The organism is Frondihabitans australicus (assembly GCF_003634555.1).
Classification (GTDB): Bacteria; Actinomycetota; Actinomycetes; order Actinomycetales; family Microbacteriaceae; genus Frondihabitans; species Frondihabitans australicus.
In genome coordinates this window covers 2,872,242-2,889,253 of record NZ_RBKS01000001.1, presented here as the reverse complement: position 1 = coordinate 2,889,253, position 17,012 = coordinate 2,872,242, and the positions used below count along the sequence as shown (strand labels likewise).

Here is a 17,012-nt window from a genome sequence, read left to right as displayed (position 1 = left end):
GCGCCGCGCGGCACCCTCGGTGCGCGGCAACTCCTCGAGCGCTCGCGCTTCCGGCTTTGGGTTGCCGGGGGCGGGGCGGGCGCTCCTGCCCGGCGTCGGGACTCGCCGGGGTTCGGGTTGCCGTGCTCCCGGGTTGCCGCGCGGTGTCGGTCTGCCGCATTTCGCGACAGAATCGCGCTGCGAACCGCCGAACGGCGGTAACGGGTGTGACGACGCGCCGGAATCTGTCGCGAAATGCGGCAAGGCGGCGTGACGGGGACGGACGATCCCTGGCTGCGGGCGGCCGCGGGGCGCACCATGGACGCATGCCGATGGACCGCGCCCAGCTCGCCGACTTCCTGCGCCGCCGCCGCGAGGCGCTTCAGCCCTCCGACGTCGGCCTCGGCGACGGCGCCCGACGTCGCACCCCCGGCCTCCGCCGCGAAGAGGTGGCCATGCTCGCCGGCATGAGCGTGGACTACGTCTCCCGCCTCGAGCAGCAGCGCGCCACGCAGCCGTCCGAGCAGATGCTGACCGCCCTCACCCGGGCGCTCCGCCTCACCCTCGACGAGCGCGACCACCTCTACCGTCTGGCCGGCCACAACCCGCCCGATCGGCAGGGCATGACGGACCTCGTCCACCCGACGCTCCTCCGGATCCTGGACCGACTGCACGACACCCCGGCGATGGTCATCGACGACCTCGGCACCACCCTCGTGCAGAACCCCGCCGCCCAGGCGCTGCTCGGCGACGACCTCCGCTTCGAGGGCCTCGACCGGAGCCAGGTGCACCGCTGGTTCACGCACCCCGAGGGCCGCGACGTCTACCCGCCCGAAGACCACGACCACCAGAGCCGCACGCAGGTCGCGGCCCTGCGGCTGGCGATGGGCAGGCGAGGGGCGCAGGATCCGCGGGGACGCGCGATCGTGGACGACCTCCTCCGCCGCAGCCCCGAGTTCCGCACCCTGTGGGAGCTCCACGACGTCGCCGAGCGCGTCGGCGAGGACAAGCGGATCGTCCACCCCGAGCTCGGGCTCATCGAGGTGACGTGCCAGATCATGACGCCGAACGACGACTCGCAGCGGCTGCTCGTGTTCACGGCGACCCCGGGCACGCCGTCGGCCGAGAAGCTCGACCTGCTCGCGGTGATCGGGCGGCAGGCATTCGCCTGATCCTGCGCCCCTGCGAACCCGCCTGCGGGCCCGGGCGGGCGCGATGTTCTCTGGTCGCTGCAAGGATCCCGCACCTAGGCTGGGCGGGAACCGCACGCCAGAACGAAAGGCTCCCGTGACCGACTCGACCGGAACACCCCTGCCGCAGCCCGGCTGGTACCCCAACCCGTCCGGCGAGCCCGGGTACCGCTGGTGGGACGGCCGAGGCTGGACCGAGCACGTGCGCGGGCCCGAGCCCCAGGCGCCTCTCCACCAGCACTCACAGGCGCCCGCGGCCGCGTCGGCCCCCGAGCCGCAGGCCGGCCCGGCGAGCGTCCCCGCGCCCGCGAGCGCCGTCGAGCCCGAGCCCACGGTGGCGCAGGAGCCCGCGAGGCCCTCCTCGCAGGCAACCCCGGCCGCCGACGACGACCGCCCGCGGTACGGCGAGCGCATCGCACAGCCCGAGCAGCCGCGCCCCGCCGAGCCGGGCGCCTACGGCCAGCAGACCGGATACGGGCAGCACACGCCGTACGGCCAGCAGACGCCGTACGGGCAGCAGACGCCCTACGGCCAGCAGACGCCGTACGGGCAGCAGACCGGCCAGGGGCAGAACGGCTACGGGCAGAGCTCCGGTGCGTACGGGCAGCAGTCCGGCTACGGCCAGCAGACGCGCTACGGCCAGCAGACCGGCTCCGACCAGGCGCAGAGCCCGTACGGCGCCCAGCAGAGCCCCTACGGCGCGCAGCAGTCCCCGTACGGCGCGCAGCCCCAGTACGGCCAGCAGAACCCCTACGCCGGCTACGGGCAGGCTCCCGGCTATCCCTACGGCCGCACGGAGCTGCCCAAGGCGCCCGAGGGCGCGCGCGTCGTCGACTGGAAGATCTGGGTCATCGCGCTCCTGCCGATCGTCTCGATCGTCGTGTCGCTCATCACTATCCAGAACCTCGGCCCGTACATCGAGAAGGTGATGGAGCAGGCCCAGAGCGGCAACACGACGACGGTGAGCCTCCCCGGGGGCCAGGGCCTCTCGCAGGTCATCGACCTGGTTCTCGCCGCGATCACGGTCGTCCTCGCCTACTTCGACTGGCGGGCCCTCGGTCGTGCCGGCGTCGCCAAGCCGTTCCACTGGGCGTTCGCGTTCTTCACCGTGCTGAACCCGCTGGCGTCGCTCGTCTACCTCATCGGCCGCTCGGTCGTGGTGCACCGCCGCTCCGGTCGCGGCTACCTGCCCATGTGGGTCGGCATCGCCGTGGTCGCCATCGGCATCATCACGCTCGTGTTCGGCGCCGTCGGCGTCGTCAGCGGGTACGTCTCCGGGCTCAACTAGCGGCGGGCCGCAGCGCTAGAGGCGACGCGAGAGCAGCACCGCACCGCTCGCCTCGCTGCGCACCTCGACCCGGGTCAGCTGCGACAGCGACGTGTCGATCGACCCGGTCGTGACGACGTCCGAGCCGGGGCCCGTGGTCCACGTCGAGACGCGGGTCGTCGTGCCGCTGCGGTCGGTGACGTACAGGCCGTACGTCCACGAGTCGCCCGTCTCGGATCCGGAGCCCTCGCCCTTGCCGTAGTACTCGCAGTTCATGCGGATGCTGGTGCCCCAGTGCTCGGTCGTGAAGTCGACGGTCGCGGCGAGGGCGCTCGGCACCGCGGCCTTGAGCGCCACCTCCGTCGTCGGCGAGCGGTGGGTGACGAGGGGCGGCACCAGGATGGCTCCCGCGACCAGCGCGGCGGCAGCGGCGGCCCCGGCGATCGTGACGCCGAGACGCCGACGGCGGGTGCGCCTCGCCCGCGACGCCAGGCGCGGGAGGAGGTCGGGCGCGGCCGCGACGGGAGCGGCCCAGCCCGAGGGGATGTCGGATCCTGCGCCCTGGGCCTCGGTGTCGTCGTCGGCGTCGAGGAGCGCCAGGGCCTCGTCGCGGGGGAGTGCGGCCAGCAGGCCGGGCATCGCGGCGAACGCGGTGACGGCGGCCGAGCACTCGTCGCACTCGGTGAGGTGCTGCTCGAACTCGCGGCGCTCGGCGGGCGAGAGGGCGCCGAGCACGTAGGCGGCGTCCCAGTCGGCGTAGCGGTCGGCGCTCATCGGGTGATCCCCCTTTCTTGCATCGCGAGCCTCAGTGCTCTCAGACCGTAGTGCAGCCGAGACTTGACCGTGCCCTCGGGGATGTCGAGCTCTCGCGAGATCTCGGCGATCGACCGGCCGCCGTAGTACGCGTGGACGATCACGGCGCGGTGCTCCACGCCGATGGACGCGAGGGCGTCGGCGACCGACCAGGCGTCGAGCAGGTCGTCGGTGCCGTCGGCGGTCGGGGTCTCGGGCAGGATCTCGGTCGGGTACTCGTGCAGGTGCCGGGCGCTGCGGCGGTCGTCGATGACCATGTTGCGCGCCACGGTGAACAGCCAGGCGCGGGCTGACGACTCGCTCTGGTCGAGCACGCTCGGCTTCTTCCAGGCCTTGAGCAGGGTCTCCTGCACGATGTCGTGCGCCAATGCGGTGTCGTGCGTGAGCCCGACCACGTAGCGCCACAGCGGGGCGGCGTGCTCGTCGTGCAGTGCCCGCAGCAGCTGCTCGTCGCTGTCGACCATCGCGCGCCCCCTCTCGTCGTCTCGTGGCCTCGTACCAGTACACACGCAGGATCGACGGAAAAGGTTCACAACTGATCGTTCGCTCCGATCGGGCACGCCCTGCGCGGCGTACCGTCCACCGCATGGAGCAGCTCACGGAGGCACAGGCGGCATCGCTCGCGCTCGCACTCGTGGCGGTCGCCACCGCGTCGGTCGACGGCGGGCAGGACGCCCGCGACGAGAGCGACCGCGGACTCGTCGAGCTGGTCGACGGGCTCTGCGACGTGCCCCTCACCGAGCGTCAGGCCGACGTGATCGAGACGATCGGCACGGCCAGCGCGGCTCTCACCGCGGGGCTGGGCTCGGCGCTCGCGGCCGACCACGACTGCGACGTGCACGTGGTGCTGCGGCTCGCCGCCCAGGCCGTGCTCGACCAGACGCACGGTGGCCGCGGCGGGTCGGACGAGCCGCGGGCGGCGTAGGCGGCGGAGCTCCGCCGCTGGGCGGGCGCATCGGGCGACACGCGGGGGCGTGCGGGTGTTGCGGGCTCCTGCGCCCCATGCTTGAGCCATGGTGATCGCAGCTCAGCTCGTGGCCGCACTCGCGGCGCTGCTGCACATCGTGTTCTTCCTCTTCGAGAGCGTGTTCTGGACGCGCCCGGCGATCTTCGCCCGCTTCGGCATCGGCAGCCAGCAGGAGGCCGACACCATCCGTCCCATGGCCTACAACCAGGGCTTCTACAACCTCGCGCTCGCCGTCGGAGTGATCGTCGGCATCGCGATGCTCGAGACCCACGGCGGCTCGCTGATCGTCGCCAAGACCCTCGTCATCTTCGGCACCGCGTGCATGTGCGTGGCCGGGATCGTGCTCGCGACCACGGGTCGCTCGTACCGGCAGGCTGCCGCGATCCAGTTCGTGCCGGCCGTCGTGGCTCTCATACTCGCTTCATTGGTACCTGCGTAGGGTTCCACAGCCTCGAGGATCAGCCTTGAGGCGGACGCGGACGCCCCGCCGATGCGGTGGACTGTTCCCAACCACGGTGCCTGTCCTCTCGACAGGGTTGCTCTCTCCAACGATCAGGAGGCAGGACGATGAACTCGTACGGCGAACTCGCGAGCGATCTGTGGCGTGCGGCCGACGAACGCCGGTTCCTCGCCATGGAGCACCGCGACACGTTCTTCGCCGAGATCGGCGACCGTGTCGAGCACCGCGTGCTCGAACTCGTCCCGCAGCTCGCGGGCGACGCCCCGGCCACCGAGCCGAACCGCCTGCGCGACCTGCGCCTCCGCCGTGCCAAGAAGCAGGCCGAGGAGATCGCGTACCAGGAGATCATCTTCTCGCAGTCCGTCGTCGAGCCGGAGCTCGAGTACGCGTCGTAGCCGACGTCAGGGCTCATCGCGGCCTGAGATAATCGACGGGTGACTTCTGCCGCGCCTGCGACCACCGCCACCTCGGCTCCTGCGCTGGGCCTGCTGCTCGACGTCGACGGGCCGATCGCCAGCCCGATCACTCGCAGCATCAACCTCCCCGCCATCACGCGCGATCTCGTGGCGCTCGCCGACGCCGGGGTGCCGCTCATCTTCAACACGGGGCGGTCCGACGCGTTCATCCGCACCGAGGTAGTCGCACCGCTGATCGCCGCCGGGCTTCCCGACCACGCTCGCGTGCACGGCGTCTGCGAGAAGGGGGCGGTGTGGTTCTCCATCGGCTCGCGATTCGACGGCGGAATGGGGCAGATCCAGGTCGACGACTCGCTCGCGATGCCGGCCGACTTCGCCGACGAGATGCGCGACCTCGTCGTGTCCGACTTCGGCGAGAGCGTCTTCTTCGACGAGACGAAGCGCGCGATGGTGTCGGTCGAGCAGCTCACCACCATCGACACGGCCACCTACCTGCCGATCCAGAAGCGGTTCGACGAGCTCGCGATGCAGGCGCTCACGCGGCGCGGCTACGGGGTGGAGCGCCTCGACGACGTGAGGCGCGACGCGAACGGCGACGTGCAGTGGCGCATCGACCCGACGATCATCTCGACCGATGTCGAGTCGATCCTGCTCGGCAAAGACCTGGGTGCTCGTCGCGCGCTCGAACTCCTCACCGCCGACGGGCCGCTGCCGCTCTCGTGGCGCACGGTCGGCGACTCGCGCAGCGACTACGCCATGGCGGACTGGCTGCACGCCGCGGGGTACGACGTCGCGCACGTCGACGTGCGGCCGTCGGACGGGGTGCCGGCGAAGACCTACCCGATTCTCACGTCGGCGTCGGGGGCGATCCACGACGAGGCGGGGGCGGAGTTCCTGGCGGGGTGGTTGGGCGAGGTGTCGCGCTAGCGCCACGCGGCCCCCGCGAGTCCGGGCGACTTCACGCACTCCGGGCCGTCGCGATCGCCCGAGGTGCGTGAAAGCGCCCGGAGAGGGAGCTACGTCTGGCAGCGGGGACACCAATAGGTGTCGCGCAGCTCTAATTCCGACTCGCCCAACGTGCCCCGTCTGATCTTCGTGCCACACCGCCGACAGGGCCGCCCGGCCCGCCCGTAGACCCAGTCGGTCTGACCCCGCAGCTGCCCGGTCGTGGTCCGGTCGACGCGGTCCTTGTTGGCCTGCAGGAGCCGGTACGCCAGGTCGACCATCTTCGGCACGTTCTCGACCTCCCGCACCGGCCGTGTCGGCAGCACACCGCGCAAGAAGCACAGCTCGTTCCGGTACACGTTGCCGATGCCCGCCAGGTTCCGCTGGTCGAGCAGCGCGAGGCCGATCTCACGGTCGGGGTCGCGGACGAGATTCGCGACGGCGACCTCGGAGTCCCACCCCGGGCCGAGCAGGTCGGGCCCGAGGTAGCCGACCGCCGACTCCTCGTCGTCGCGCGGCACCAGCTCGACGATGCCGAGGTCGAAGCCGACGGCCACCCAGTCGGCCGTCTCGAGCACGACGCGGGCCTGGTAGGCAGGGCGCTTCCACGTCGTGCCGTGCCGGTACACGTGCCACGAGCCCTCCATCTTGAGGTGCGTGTGCAGGGTGACGTCGCCGATCCTGTGCAGAAGATGCTTGCCGACGCTCAGCACCTCGTCGACGGCCCGCCCGGTGAGGTCGACCGTGGCGAACGCGGGCACCCGGAAGTCGCTCTTCGTCAGCGTCTGCCCGCGCAGCACGGCGTCGAGGTTCTTCGCCGCCCGGTAGACGGTGTCGCCCTCAGGCACGGTCGCTCCCGGCGCCGCCCCGCCGAGTGGCGACGTGTCGCCGAGTGGCAGAAAACTGCGGGTGCGCGGCCCCGGCATCAGCACTTTTCTGCCACTCGGCGCAGGGGGTGGCGGGCCCGGGGCCGGCGGCGGGGGCCGCGGGGCGGGCGAGGGCGCTCACTGGCGCAGCCGCAGGCCGGAGGGGGTGGGCGAGAAGCCGGCCTCGCGCAGGGCGTCGCCGAGGGGCGTGCCCAGCACGAACTCGCCGTCGACGCGCTCCACGGCGAGCCGACCGATCCTCGTGCGCACGACGTCTGCGAGCGAGGCGGCCGCCCGGGCCAGATCGAGGGACGCAGGATCGCCGAAACTCAGCACGCTCTTCCCTCCCCGCTCGATGAACAGCGTCAGACGCCCGTCGACGAGAACGACCATCGCACCCGCCTTGCGGCCGGGACGATGCCCGCGCGGGCTGTCGCCGCCCACGCCGGCGTTCGTCTCGTCGGTGCCACCTCCGTTCGCGCCCGACGGCCCGGCCGCGGGCCACGGCAGCGCTGCGCCGTACGGGTTCGCGGGGTCGGTCGCGGCCAGCGTGACGACCGGCACCGTGCGGCCGCGCCCGGCGACCGAATCGCCCGGCGACCCGCTGGGCGACATGTCGGCCGTGCTCGCGCGCTCGGCGTCGTCGAGCACGAACGTTCGCAGCCGGTCGACCGTCGGCCCGGTCGCGAACTGCGCCGCGCCGAGGCCCTCCACGAAGTACCCGCGACGGGCCCGACCTGTCTCCTCGAAGCCCGAGAGCACCTTGTAGACCGTCGAGAATCCGCCGCGCACGCCTTCGTTCTGCACGGCGCCGCGCGTGACCACGCCATGGCGCTCCAGCAGCAGCTCGGCCTGCGCCGCGGCGCGGACCGTGGCGTCGGGCTCGGCGAGCGGCAGCAGCGACCATCGCCCGCCGACGGTCGGCGGCCCCGACTGCCGGGGCATCGCCGACCGGGGCACGCGGCCGCGGTACGAAGCCCGAGAGCGGCTCGGCGTGCGAGGTCGGGGCGGCCGGCCGCCCGCCTGCACGCGCAGCGGCGCGAACGTGTCGTTGGTGATCTGCCCCTGCCACACGAGGTCCCAGATCGCCGTCTCGAGGTCTTTGTCGAGCAGCGGCTGAGCGGCCGTGGCACCGACCGCGTCGGCCAGCTGCCGGAAGAAGTACGCCCCGCCCCCGGCCAGCGCCCCGAGGATCTCGCGCTGAAGCTCGGTCGTCTCCGAGCCGATCGGCTCGGGCAGCGTCACCTGCGCCCCGTCGGCGAGGTGCAGGCCCACCCAGCCGTCGCCGCCCGGAAGCGAGCCGGCCCCGCCCCAGATGACCTCCCCGGTGGCGGTCAGCTCGTCGAGCATCGCCGGCGAGTAGTCGGTGATCCGGGCGGGCAGGATCAGAGACTCCCACGCCGAGGCGGGCAGCGCCACGCCCGACAGCTGGTCGACCACCTGCAGCACCCCGTCGAGCCCGCGCAGCCCGGAGCCCTTGCGCCCCGTCGCCACGTGCTGCCACTCCGGCAGGAACCGGCCGAGCGTGTCGTGCGACACCGGCTCGACCTCGTGGCGGAGCGCCGCCAGTGAGCGGCTCCGGAGGCGCCGCAGCACCTCGGCGTCGCACCACTCGCTGCCCTGCCGGTCGGGCCGGAACTCGCCCTCGACCACGCGCTTCTCGACGGCGAGACGTCGAAGGATGTCGAGGACGACGGCCGTGCCGAGGCCGAGTCGCGCGGCCACCTCGGCCGGGGCGAACGGCGCGTGCGTGCGGGCGTAGCGGCCGACCAGGTCGCCGAGGGGGTCGTCGACGGGCTCGACGAAGGCCGACGGCACGCCGATCGGGAGGTTCACGCCGAGGGCGTCGCGGAGGCGGGAGGCGTCTTCGACACCGGCCCACCTCTCGACGCCGGCGTGGGTGAAGCGGAGGAGGCGGTTCGCCCGGGCGAGGTCGTCGAGCGCAGCGACGAGGTCGCGGGTGGCCGCGGTGCGCGACGCGGCTCCTGCGCCCTCGGCCTGGTCGCCCGGGTCGGTCGACGTCAGGGATGCGGCCAGCCAGCTGCGGTCGAGGATCTCGTCGGTCGATAGCGGCCCGAGCAGGCGCAGCAGGTCGACGACGCCCTCGATGTCGCGCGCGCGGCGATCGGGCAGGAGCCGCTGCAGCTCGAGCTCGGTCTGCTCGATGACGCCTGCGTCGAGCAGCTCGCGCAGCTCCGCGCGCCCGAGCAGCTCGGAGAGCAGCGTCGAGTCGAGCGAGAGCGCCGCCGCGCGCTTCTCGGCGAGCGGCGAGTCGCCCTCGTAGAGGAACGCCGCGACGTATCCGAAGAGCAGCGACTTGGCGAACGGCGACGGCACCTCGGTCTCGGTCTCGACCACGCGGATCTCGCGACGCTCGAGGCGGTCGGTGAGGTGCATGAGGGCCGGGAGGTCGTAGACGTCCTGCAGGACCTCGCGCACGGTCTCGAGCACGATCGGGAAGGACGGGTACTTGCGGGCGACGTCGAGCAGCTGCGAGGCGCGCTGCCGCTGCTGCCAGAGCGGCGACCGCTTGCCCGGGTTGTAGCGCGGCAGCAGCAGGGCGCGCGCGGCACACTCGCGGAACCGCGAGGCGAACAGGGCCGATCCGCCGACCTCGTCGGTGACGATCGCGTCGAGCTCGTCGCGCTCGAAGGTGAAAAGGGCTGCGCCGGGCGGCTCGGCGTCGGTGTCGGGGATCCGCACCACGATGCCGTCGTCGGCGGCCATCGCCGAGCCGTCGATGCCGAGGCGGTCGCGGATGCGGCCCGAGACCGCGAGCGCCCACGGCGCGTGCACGCGCATGCCGTAGGGGGAATGCAGGATCAGGCGCCAGTCGCCGAGCTCGTCGCGGAACCTCTCGACGACCAGGGTGGTGTCGGTCGGCACGTGCCCGGCGACGCTCTGCTGCTCGGCGATGAACGCGAGGAGGTTGTTCGCCGCGCGCTCGTCGAGGCCGCCCTCGAGCACGCGGGCCGTGGCGTCGGCCGGCGACGCGTTCGCCAGCTCGCGCGTGTACGCGCCGATCGCCTCGCCGAGCTCGGCGGGGCGGCCGATGCCGTCGCCCTTCCAGAACGGCACGCGGCCCGGCTGGCCGAACGCGGGGGAGACGAGCACGCGGTCGTGCGTGATGTCCTCGATCCGCCAGCTGGTGGCGCCGAGGGCGAAGACGTCGCCGACGCGCGACTCGTACACCATCTCCTCGTCGAGTTCGCCGACGCGGGCGGCCCTCTCGCCCACCATGAACACGCCGAAGAGACCTCGGTCGGGGATGGTGCCGCCGCTCGTCACCGCGAGCCGCTGGGCTCCCGGCCGGGCGGTGAGGGTGCCGTGCACGCGATCCCACACGACGCGCGGCCGCAGCTCGGCGAACTCGTCGCTCGGATACTTGCCGCTCAGCAGGTCGAGCGTGGCGTCGTACGCGGAGCGCGGAAGGTTCTGGAACGGCGCGCTGCGGCGCACGGTCTCGAACCACTCGTCGGCGTCGACCTCGTCGACGGCGACGGCCGCGACCGTCTGCTGGGCCAGGACGTCGAGCGGGTTCGCCGGCACCTCGAGCTCTTCGATGAGCCCCGCGACCATGCGCTCGGCGGCGACGGCGGAGTGGATCAGGTCGGCCCGGTGCTTCGGGAAGAGCACGCCGCGCGACACCTCGCCGACCTGGTGGCCGGCGCGGCCGACGCGCTGAAGCCCGCTCGCCACGGACGGCGGCGACTCGACCTGGACGACGAGGTCGACCGCGCCCATGTCGATGCCGAGCTCGAGCGACGAGGTGGCGACGACGCAGCGGAGTCGGCCGCTCTTGAGGTCGTCCTCGATGAGGGCGCGCTGGTCTTTGCTCACCGAGCCGTGGTGCGCGCGGGCGAGCAGCGGCTCGGAGCCCTGGGTCTGGCCGGAGCCGCCCATGAGTTGAGCCGGGGGCGAGCCGATCGGGCTGGCCGCAGCCTCTGCTCCGGCGCCCACCAGCTCGGGCACCGGCTCGGCGATGCCGAGGCGCTCGAGGTAGATGTCGTTGAGCCGCGCGGTGAGCCGCTCGGCCAGCCGCCGCGAGTTCGCGAAGACGATGGTCGAGCGGTGCTGCAGGATCAGATCGACGATACCCTCCTCGACGTGCGGCCAGATCGACCCCTGCGGCGCCTGACCCGCCGCCGACCCCTCGAGCGGCGGGGCCGTGCCGAGCTCGGTCATGTCGTCGACCGGCACGACGACCCGCAGGTCGAAGCGCTTCTCGGAGGCCGGAGCCACCACGGTGACGGGCGCTCGACCCGCGAGGAACCGCGCCACCTCGTCGGGCGGACGCACCGTGGCCGACAGGCCGATGCGCTGTGCGGGCTTCTCGAGCAGGTCGTCGAGGCGCTCGAGCGAGAGGGCGAGGTGGGCGCCGCGCTTCGTCGACGCGACGGCGTGCACCTCGTCGACGATGACGGTCTCGACGCCTCGCAGGCTCTCGCGGGCCTGCGAGGTGAGCATGAGGTAGAGCGACTCGGGCGTCGTGATGAGGATGTCGGGGGGCGTGCGCTGCAGGAGCCGGCGATCCGCCGCCGTGGTGTCGCCCGACCGCACCCCCACCGTGATCTCGGGTGCCGCCGTGCCGAGCCGCCGGGCGGTCTGAGTTACGCCGACGAGCGGCGACCGGAGGTTGCGCTCCACGTCGACGCCGAGCGCCTTCAGCGGGGAGATGTAGAGCACCCGCGTGCGGTGCTCCTTGGACTCGGGCGGCGGCGCGGTCGCCAGCCGGTCGATCGACCAGAGGAACGACGCCAGCGTCTTGCCGGAGCCGGTCGGCGCGATGACGAGGGCGTTCTGCCCCGACGAGATCGCCTCCCACGCGCCCTGCTGCGCCAGCGTGGGCCGCGCGAAGGCACCGCGGAACCACGTCGCCGTAGCGTCGGAGAAGCGGTCGAGGACGTCTGCCATGGTCCCCCTATCCTGCCTCCCACCACCGACACCGGGCCCAGGATGCACGCCGGTCGCGGCGAGACCGCCCGATAGCCTGGTACCATGCCCACCCTCCTGCGTCTCGACTCGTCCAGCGACCCCACGACCTCCCGCTCGCGCGCCATCACCCAGGCTTTCGCCGACGCCTGGACGGCGCTGGGCGACGACCACGTCGTCGTGCACCGCGACCTCCACCGCGACCAGCTGCCGCACCTGTCGCACGCCGACCTGCACTTCCCGAAGCAGCTCCGCCCCGAGGGTTCCGTCGTCGACCCCGCGCAGGAGGCGCTGCAGGCCGAGATCATCGCCGAGCTGACCGCCGCTGACGTGCTGCTGGTCGGTGTGCCGCTCTACAACTACTCGATGGCGTCGACCCTCAAGGCCTGGGTCGACTACATCCACGTTCCGGCCGTGACCGCGCCGTTCGGCGACCTCGACACGCAGCCGATGCGCGGAAAGCCGGCCGTGCTCGTCTCGACGCGGGGCGCCACGTACGACGCCGGCACGCCTACGGAGTTCGACGACCACGCGATTCCGGCTCTGTCGATCATCCTCGGGCAGGCGCTCGGCATGAGCGTCGAGACCATCGTCGCCACGCGCACGCTCACCGAGAGGTTCGGGGGGCCGAGCGCCGAGGTGGCGAAGCAGCACGCCGAGTTCGACGCGGCTCTGGCTGCGGCGGCGGAGGCCGCCACGCGGCTGGGCTGACCCGCTCGGGCGACCACCGGCTCCTGCGCCCTGGCTGCTCTGAAACGATTTACGGGGTCGGTGCGCGGCCCTAGGCTGTGGGCATGGAACAGCGACGTCTCGGTCGGACCCCTTTCGACGTGTCGGTCATCGGACTCGGCACCTGGCAGCTCGGGGCCGACTGGGGCGACGTCAGCGAGACCGAGGCGTTCGCCGTGCTCGACGCGAGCGCGGAGGCCGGCGTCACCCTGTTCGACACCGCCGACGTCTACGGCGACGGCAAGAGCGAGCAGACCATCGGTCGGTGGCGCCGCAGCAACGAAGACGCCCCGCTGACCGTCGCCACCAAGATGGGTCGCCGCGAGCCGCAGGAGGTCGCGAACTACAGCCGCGCGAACTTCATCACGTGGGTCGACCGCTCGCGCCGCAACCTCGGGCAAGACACGCTCGACCTCGTCCAGCTGCACTGCCCGCCCACGCCGGTCTTCGCCAGCGACGAGGTCTACGACGCCCTCGACGAGCTGGTCGAGCGCCGGATGATCGCGGCCTACGGCGTCAGCGTCGAGACCTGCGCGCAGGCCCTCACGGCCATAGCGCGGCCGAACCTGGCGACGGTGCAGATCATCCTCAACGCGTTCCGCCTCAAGCCGCTCGACGAGGTGCTTCCCGCCGCGCAGGAGGCCGGCGTCGGCATCATCGCCCGAGTGCCCCTGGCCAGCGGTCTGCTCAGCGGTCGGTACACGGAAGAGACCACGTTCGCGCCGAACGACCACCGCTCGTTCAACCGCCACGGCGAGGCCTTCGACCAGGGCGAGACCTTCTCGGGCGTCGACTTCGAGACCGGGGTGCGCGCCGCGCGCGACTTCGCGAAGCTCGTGCCGGAGGGCGTCTCCGAGTCGCAGGCGGCCCTGAAGTGGATCGTCGAGCAGCCCGGTGTCAGCACCGTGATCCCGGGCGCCCGCAACGTCGACCAGGCCCGGTCGAACGCCGAGGCCGGCTCGGTCTTCGACCTCGGCGACGAGTTCCACGACCGCGTCGAGCGCCTCTACGACCGCGAGTTCCGCTCCGTGATCCACTCCCGCTGGTGACGGGCGCCGCGCCCCTCGCAGCCGGAGACGACGATCCCCTCGGCGCGCACACGCCCGGAGGCCTGAGCGGCTACCGGGCGTTCTTCCGCGTGCGGTCGCGCCGCACGCTCTTCACCGCGGGCATCGTCGGCCGGGCGCCGCTCGCCCTGGTCGGCTTCAGCGTGCTGTTCTTCGTGCAGGCGGCCACCGGCTCCTACGCCGTCGCCGGATTCGCGTCGGGCGTCGCGACCGGAGCCATGGCCGTCGTCAGCCCGGTCTTCGGCCGCATCGCCGACCGGCGCGGCCAGCGCGGACCCCTGCTGATCGCCGCGATCGCCCATCCGATCGCGGTCGCGCTGCTCATCGTATTCGGCTCGCTCCACCTGCCGCTGCCCGCCATCGGCGTCGGGTCGGTGCTCGTCGGCGGCACCATCGCCCCCGTCGGCGCCTTCATGCGCGCCCGCTGGCCTCACCTCGTCGGCCGCGGTGCGTCGCTGCAGGTGGCGTTCTCGATCGAGGCGATCGCCGACGAGCTGGTCTGGGTGTTCGGGCCGGCGCTCGCCGCCCTCGTGGCCGGCCTCGTGCATCCTGCGGCCGGCCTCGTGCTCTCGGGCGTCATGGGCGTCGTGGGCTCGCTCTGGCTGAGGCGCGGCGGCGACGTGACCGTCCCCTCGGCCCTCCGCCCCGGGCCGCAGGAGCACGGCGACCCCGCCGCACCCGGGTCCGCCCCCGCCCGCCACGTCTTCCGCCCCTGGCGCTCCCGCCGCGTGATGGCCCTGCTGCTCGCCAACGCGGCGATGGGCCTCGCCTTCGGAATCAACGACGTGACGGTCGTGGCCTGGACCACGAGCATCGGCAAGGCCGAGATCGCCGGCCTCGTGCTCACCGCCTACTCGATCGGCAGCACCTCGGGCGGGTTCCTCATGGGGCTGGTGCCGGCCAGGATCGCGCCGTACCGCCTGCTCGTCGGATCGGCGACCGTCTTCGGCATCTTCTGGAGCCTCCTCGTCCAGTCGCCCGACCCGTACTGGCTGTTCCCCCTCGGCGTCCTCGCCGGGGCCACCATCACGCCGATGACCATCTCGACGAACCGGGTGGTGCACGACGAGGTGAACCCGGCGGTGTTCACCGAGGCACTCGCCTGGATCTCGGCGTCGATCGCGGGCGCGATGGCCCTCGGCAACTTCCTCGGCGGCGTGGTCGATCAGGCGCAGGGGCCGAGCGCAGGATTCGGGGTGGTCGCCTACCTCGCGCCCGTCCCGTTCGTCGTCGTCGCCGCGATCGGGCTCACGCTGCGGAGGCGGGCGCGGGTCGAGGCGGCGTGAACTCGGGCCTGAGCTGGCGCGCTGCGGCGGCATGACATGGCAAAGGCGTCGCGCGGCATGACATGGGGCGTCGCGCGGCATGACATGGCAAAGGCGTCGCGCGCTGGCGGGGGAGTCCGGCAGGATGGTCGGGTGACCGCACCGACGCAGCAGCCCGTGATCGTGATGATGGGGGTGTCGGGCTCAGGCAAGTCGACCGTCGCCCGGCTCCTGGCCGAGCGCCTCGGGTGGGACTTCGCCGAGGGCGACGCGATGCACCCCGCCGCCAACGTCGAGAAGATGGCTGCGGGCGTCCCGCTCGACGACGCCGACCGCTGGCCGTGGCTGCGGGTCGTCGCGGACTGGATCTCGTCGCACACCTCGTCGGGGCAGCCCGGCGTCATCACGTGTTCCGCGCTGAAGCGGAGCTACCGCGACCTGCTGCGTGGCCCCGACGTCGTGTTCGTGCACCTCGTCGGCGCAGCTGACGTGCTCGGGCACCGGATGGAGTCGCGCCCGGGTCACTTCATGCCGGCGAGCCTGCTCGAGTCGCAGCTGGCCACGCTCGAGCCGCTCGGCGACGACGAGCGGCACCTGCTCGTCGACTCAGGGCACACGCCCGACCAGGAGGTCGACGAGATCGTCGACGCGCTCGGGCTGGTGCCGTCCGTCGTCTGAGCCCGGCCGCTGCTGCCGCGCCTGTCCGGCTCCGTGCCGCATTTCGCGACTTAATCCGCCCCAGCGCCGCACGCGTTACCGTCGCCGCGGGCCGCGTCGGCGGGCGCGGTCGCGAAATGCGGCAAGGCGATGGCGGAAGGAGTGCGGGTCAGCGACCGATGCGGTTCAGTAGGTCGTAGAGCGTGTCGCGCTCGTCGTCGTCGAGGTCGGCGAAGGTCTCGAGGAAGTACGCCTCGGCGATCTCGGACCCCTCGCGCAGCACCTTCTCGCCGGCTCTCGTGAGGCGGTGTTCGACGCGACGGCCGGCCCCTGGCGCGCGGACGATCAGATCCTGCGCCAGAAGCCGCTTCGAGAGCGTGCCGAAGGCCTGGTCGCTCATGAAGGTGGCGTTCGCCAGCTCGTGCGCCGAGGCGCCTGGCCGCTCGGAGATGGCGCGGAGGCTGTCCCACTGCACGAGCGTCGTGCCGATGCGGGTGAGCCGCGACTCCATCGCGCGGTGGTGCCGCCACTGGGCCTGCTTCACGGCGCGGCCGAGGGCCTCGAGCTTCACGTGCGTCGTCATGAGGTCAGCCTAGCAACTTGTTTATATCAACACGTTGATTTACTCTGATGTCATGACCGAGACGACACGCACAGTCCAGCTTCCCGCGTTCAACGTGGAGATCCCGTTCGACGACTCCGGCAGCGGCCCCGCGGTGCTGGTGCTGCACGGCGGCGGCGGGCCCGCCACCGTGCAGAGCATCGGTGCGCACCTGAACGGGACGCACCGGATCCTGCTGCCCACACACCCGGGCTGGAACGGCACGACCCGCCCCGACGGCCTCACCACCGTCGCCGATCTGGCCGCCGTCTACCTGCGGCTGCTCGCCGACCTCGAGCTCACCGACGTGCTCGTGATCGGCTCGTCGATGGGCGGCTGGGTCGCGGCCGAGATGGCGCTGCAGTCGGCCGCGCGGTCACAGGCCGGGGCGCAGGAGCCGACGGGTCGCGTCGGCGCGATCGCTCTGATCGACGCCGCCGGAATCCTGCCCGACGGCTACGAGTTCGCCGACATCACTGGGCTGTCCCCCCGCGCGTTCGCCGAGCTGAACTGGCACGACGCCGATCGCTTCTTCGTCGACCCGGCGACCCTGCCCGAGGCGCAGGTCGCGGCGCAGCGCGCGAACGTCGCCGCCATGCTCGCGATCTCGGGCGAGCCGTACATGCACGACCCAACGCTTCTCGGGCGGCTCGGCGCACTGACGATTCCGGCGCTCACGGTGTGGGGCGACAGCGACGGCTCGTTCACGCCCGACTACGGGCGGGCGTACGCTGCGGCGATCCCGGGCGCCCGCTTCGAACTCATCGCCGACGCCGGGCACCTGCCGCACCTCGAGCAGCCCGCGGCGACGTTCGCCGTGCTCGACTCGTTCGTCGCGGGGCCGTAACCGCGTCGCCC

The 17,012-nt window shown here is 72.5% G+C and carries 16 protein-coding genes; 11 read left to right on the top strand and 5 right to left on the bottom strand.

Going from position 1 to position 17,012, the window contains the following annotated elements; translation table 11 throughout:
- Nucleotides 1-311: 311 nt before the first annotated feature.
- A complete protein-coding gene (locus tag C8E83_RS13645) occupies nucleotides 312-1,151 on the top strand; it encodes a helix-turn-helix transcriptional regulator (RefSeq protein ID WP_121370397.1) in 840 nt (279 codons plus the stop codon).
- Nucleotides 1,152-1,266: 115 nt separating this feature from the next.
- Entirely contained in the window at nucleotides 1,267-2,457 is a 1,191-nt protein-coding gene (locus C8E83_RS19770) for a DUF2510 domain-containing protein (protein ID WP_211331702.1), read from the top strand.
- Between the two features lie 15 nt (nucleotides 2,458-2,472).
- Here C8E83_RS19770 and C8E83_RS13635 read toward each other — a convergent pair whose 3' ends face one another.
- Entirely contained in the window at nucleotides 2,473-3,210 is a 738-nt protein-coding gene (locus C8E83_RS13635; RefSeq protein ID WP_121370396.1) for an anti-sigma factor family protein, read from the bottom strand.
- Entirely contained in the window at nucleotides 3,207-3,713 is a 507-nt protein-coding gene (locus C8E83_RS13630; protein WP_121370395.1) for a sigma-70 family RNA polymerase sigma factor, read from the bottom strand. Before C8E83_RS13630 ends, C8E83_RS13635 begins: the two co-directional genes overlap by 4 nt.
- Before the next feature lie 122 nt (nucleotides 3,714-3,835).
- Here C8E83_RS13630 and C8E83_RS13625 point away from each other — a divergent pair, with 122 nt between their 5' ends.
- The 4 genes from C8E83_RS13625 to C8E83_RS13610 all read left to right on the top strand — a co-directional run bounded on the left by C8E83_RS13625 (nucleotide 3,836) and on the right by C8E83_RS13610 (nucleotide 6,019).
- Nucleotides 3,836-4,174 carry a hypothetical protein gene (locus tag C8E83_RS13625; protein ID WP_121370394.1) on the top strand — a complete coding sequence of 113 codons (339 nt, stop codon included), beginning with the start codon at nucleotides 3,836-3,838 and terminating at the stop codon, nucleotides 4,172-4,174.
- Nucleotides 4,175-4,262: 88 nt separating this feature from the next.
- Complete coding sequence (locus tag C8E83_RS13620) at nucleotides 4,263-4,655, top strand: DUF1304 domain-containing protein (protein WP_121370393.1); 393 nt, start codon at nucleotides 4,263-4,265, stop codon at nucleotides 4,653-4,655.
- Between the two features lie 128 nt (nucleotides 4,656-4,783).
- Nucleotides 4,784-5,071: a hypothetical protein gene (locus C8E83_RS13615; RefSeq protein WP_121370392.1), complete on the top strand. Its 288-nt coding sequence runs from the start codon at nucleotides 4,784-4,786 to the stop codon at nucleotides 5,069-5,071.
- Nucleotides 5,072-5,110: 39 nt separating this feature from the next.
- Nucleotides 5,111-6,019 carry a hypothetical protein gene (locus C8E83_RS13610; RefSeq protein WP_121370391.1) on the top strand — a complete coding sequence of 303 codons (909 nt, stop codon included), beginning with the start codon at nucleotides 5,111-5,113 and terminating at the stop codon, nucleotides 6,017-6,019.
- Between the two features lie 89 nt (nucleotides 6,020-6,108).
- Here C8E83_RS13610 and C8E83_RS13605 read toward each other — a convergent pair whose 3' ends face one another.
- The gene (locus C8E83_RS13605; RefSeq protein WP_121371912.1) at nucleotides 6,109-6,885 is read right to left on the bottom strand and encodes a DNA-formamidopyrimidine glycosylase family protein; all 777 of its coding nucleotides are present in this window, start codon (nucleotides 6,883-6,885) and stop codon (nucleotides 6,109-6,111) included.
- Nucleotides 6,886-7,041: 156 nt separating this feature from the next.
- The gene (locus C8E83_RS13600) at nucleotides 7,042-11,817 is read right to left on the bottom strand and encodes an ATP-dependent helicase (RefSeq protein WP_121370390.1); all 4,776 of its coding nucleotides are present in this window, start codon (nucleotides 11,815-11,817) and stop codon (nucleotides 7,042-7,044) included.
- 84 nt (nucleotides 11,818-11,901) lie between these two features.
- On the opposite strand from C8E83_RS13600, the gene C8E83_RS13595 reads away from it, so the two are divergent.
- The 4 genes from C8E83_RS13595 (at nucleotide 11,902) to C8E83_RS13580 (ending at nucleotide 15,574) form a co-directional block, all read left to right on the top strand.
- Nucleotides 11,902-12,546 (top strand): FMN-dependent NADH-azoreductase, encoded by a 645-nt coding sequence (locus C8E83_RS13595; protein ID WP_121370389.1) that lies wholly within the window; start codon nucleotides 11,902-11,904, stop codon nucleotides 12,544-12,546.
- An 83-nt stretch (nucleotides 12,547-12,629) separates the two neighbouring features.
- Nucleotides 12,630-13,613, top strand: coding sequence for an aldo/keto reductase (locus C8E83_RS13590; protein ID WP_121370388.1), 984 nt, complete (start codon nucleotides 12,630-12,632; stop codon nucleotides 13,611-13,613).
- Nucleotides 13,610-14,917 carry an MFS transporter gene (locus C8E83_RS13585; RefSeq protein WP_121370387.1) on the top strand — a complete coding sequence of 436 codons (1,308 nt, stop codon included), beginning with the start codon at nucleotides 13,610-13,612 and terminating at the stop codon, nucleotides 14,915-14,917. Before C8E83_RS13590 ends, C8E83_RS13585 begins: the two co-directional genes overlap by 4 nt.
- A 132-nt stretch (nucleotides 14,918-15,049) precedes the next feature.
- A complete protein-coding gene (locus C8E83_RS13580) occupies nucleotides 15,050-15,574 on the top strand; it encodes a gluconokinase (protein WP_342768930.1) in 525 nt (174 codons plus the stop codon).
- 148 nt (nucleotides 15,575-15,722) lie between these two features.
- Here C8E83_RS13580 and C8E83_RS13575 read toward each other — a convergent pair whose 3' ends face one another.
- On the bottom strand, nucleotides 15,723-16,136 hold the full coding sequence (locus C8E83_RS13575; protein ID WP_121370385.1) for a MarR family winged helix-turn-helix transcriptional regulator: 414 nt from the start codon (nucleotides 16,134-16,136) through the stop codon (nucleotides 15,723-15,725).
- A 52-nt stretch (nucleotides 16,137-16,188) separates the two neighbouring features.
- Between C8E83_RS13575 and C8E83_RS13570 the strand changes: the two genes are divergently transcribed.
- Nucleotides 16,189-17,001, top strand: coding sequence for an alpha/beta fold hydrolase (locus tag C8E83_RS13570; RefSeq protein ID WP_121370384.1), 813 nt, complete (start codon nucleotides 16,189-16,191; stop codon nucleotides 16,999-17,001).
- Nucleotides 17,002-17,012: the final 11 nt, after the last annotated feature.

What these genes read in the sequence shown, in the direction of transcription:
- C8E83_RS13645 (WP_121370397.1), top strand. Translation starts at nt 312, where the DNA reads ATGGACCGCGCCCAGCTCGCCGACTTCCTGCGCCGCCGCCGCGAGGCG.
- C8E83_RS13635 (WP_121370396.1), bottom strand. Translation starts at nt 3,210, where the DNA reads ATGAGCGCCGACCGCTACGCCGACTGGGACGCCGCCTACGTGCTCGGC.
- C8E83_RS13630 (WP_121370395.1), bottom strand. Translation starts at nt 3,713, where the DNA reads ATGGTCGACAGCGACGAGCAGCTGCTGCGGGCACTGCACGACGAGCAC.
- C8E83_RS13625 (WP_121370394.1), top strand. Translation starts at nt 3,836, where the DNA reads ATGGAGCAGCTCACGGAGGCACAGGCGGCATCGCTCGCGCTCGCACTC.
- C8E83_RS13620 (WP_121370393.1), top strand. Translation starts at nt 4,263, where the DNA reads ATGGTGATCGCAGCTCAGCTCGTGGCCGCACTCGCGGCGCTGCTGCAC.
- C8E83_RS13615 (WP_121370392.1), top strand. Translation starts at nt 4,784, where the DNA reads ATGAACTCGTACGGCGAACTCGCGAGCGATCTGTGGCGTGCGGCCGAC.
- C8E83_RS13600 (WP_121370390.1), bottom strand. Translation starts at nt 11,817, where the DNA reads ATGGCAGACGTCCTCGACCGCTTCTCCGACGCTACGGCGACGTGGTTC.
- C8E83_RS13595 (WP_121370389.1), top strand. Translation starts at nt 11,902, where the DNA reads ATGCCCACCCTCCTGCGTCTCGACTCGTCCAGCGACCCCACGACCTCC.
- C8E83_RS13590 (WP_121370388.1), top strand. Translation starts at nt 12,630, where the DNA reads ATGGAACAGCGACGTCTCGGTCGGACCCCTTTCGACGTGTCGGTCATC.
- C8E83_RS13575 (WP_121370385.1), bottom strand. Translation starts at nt 16,136, where the DNA reads ATGACGACGCACGTGAAGCTCGAGGCCCTCGGCCGCGCCGTGAAGCAG.
- C8E83_RS13570 (WP_121370384.1), top strand. Translation starts at nt 16,189, where the DNA reads ATGACCGAGACGACACGCACAGTCCAGCTTCCCGCGTTCAACGTGGAG.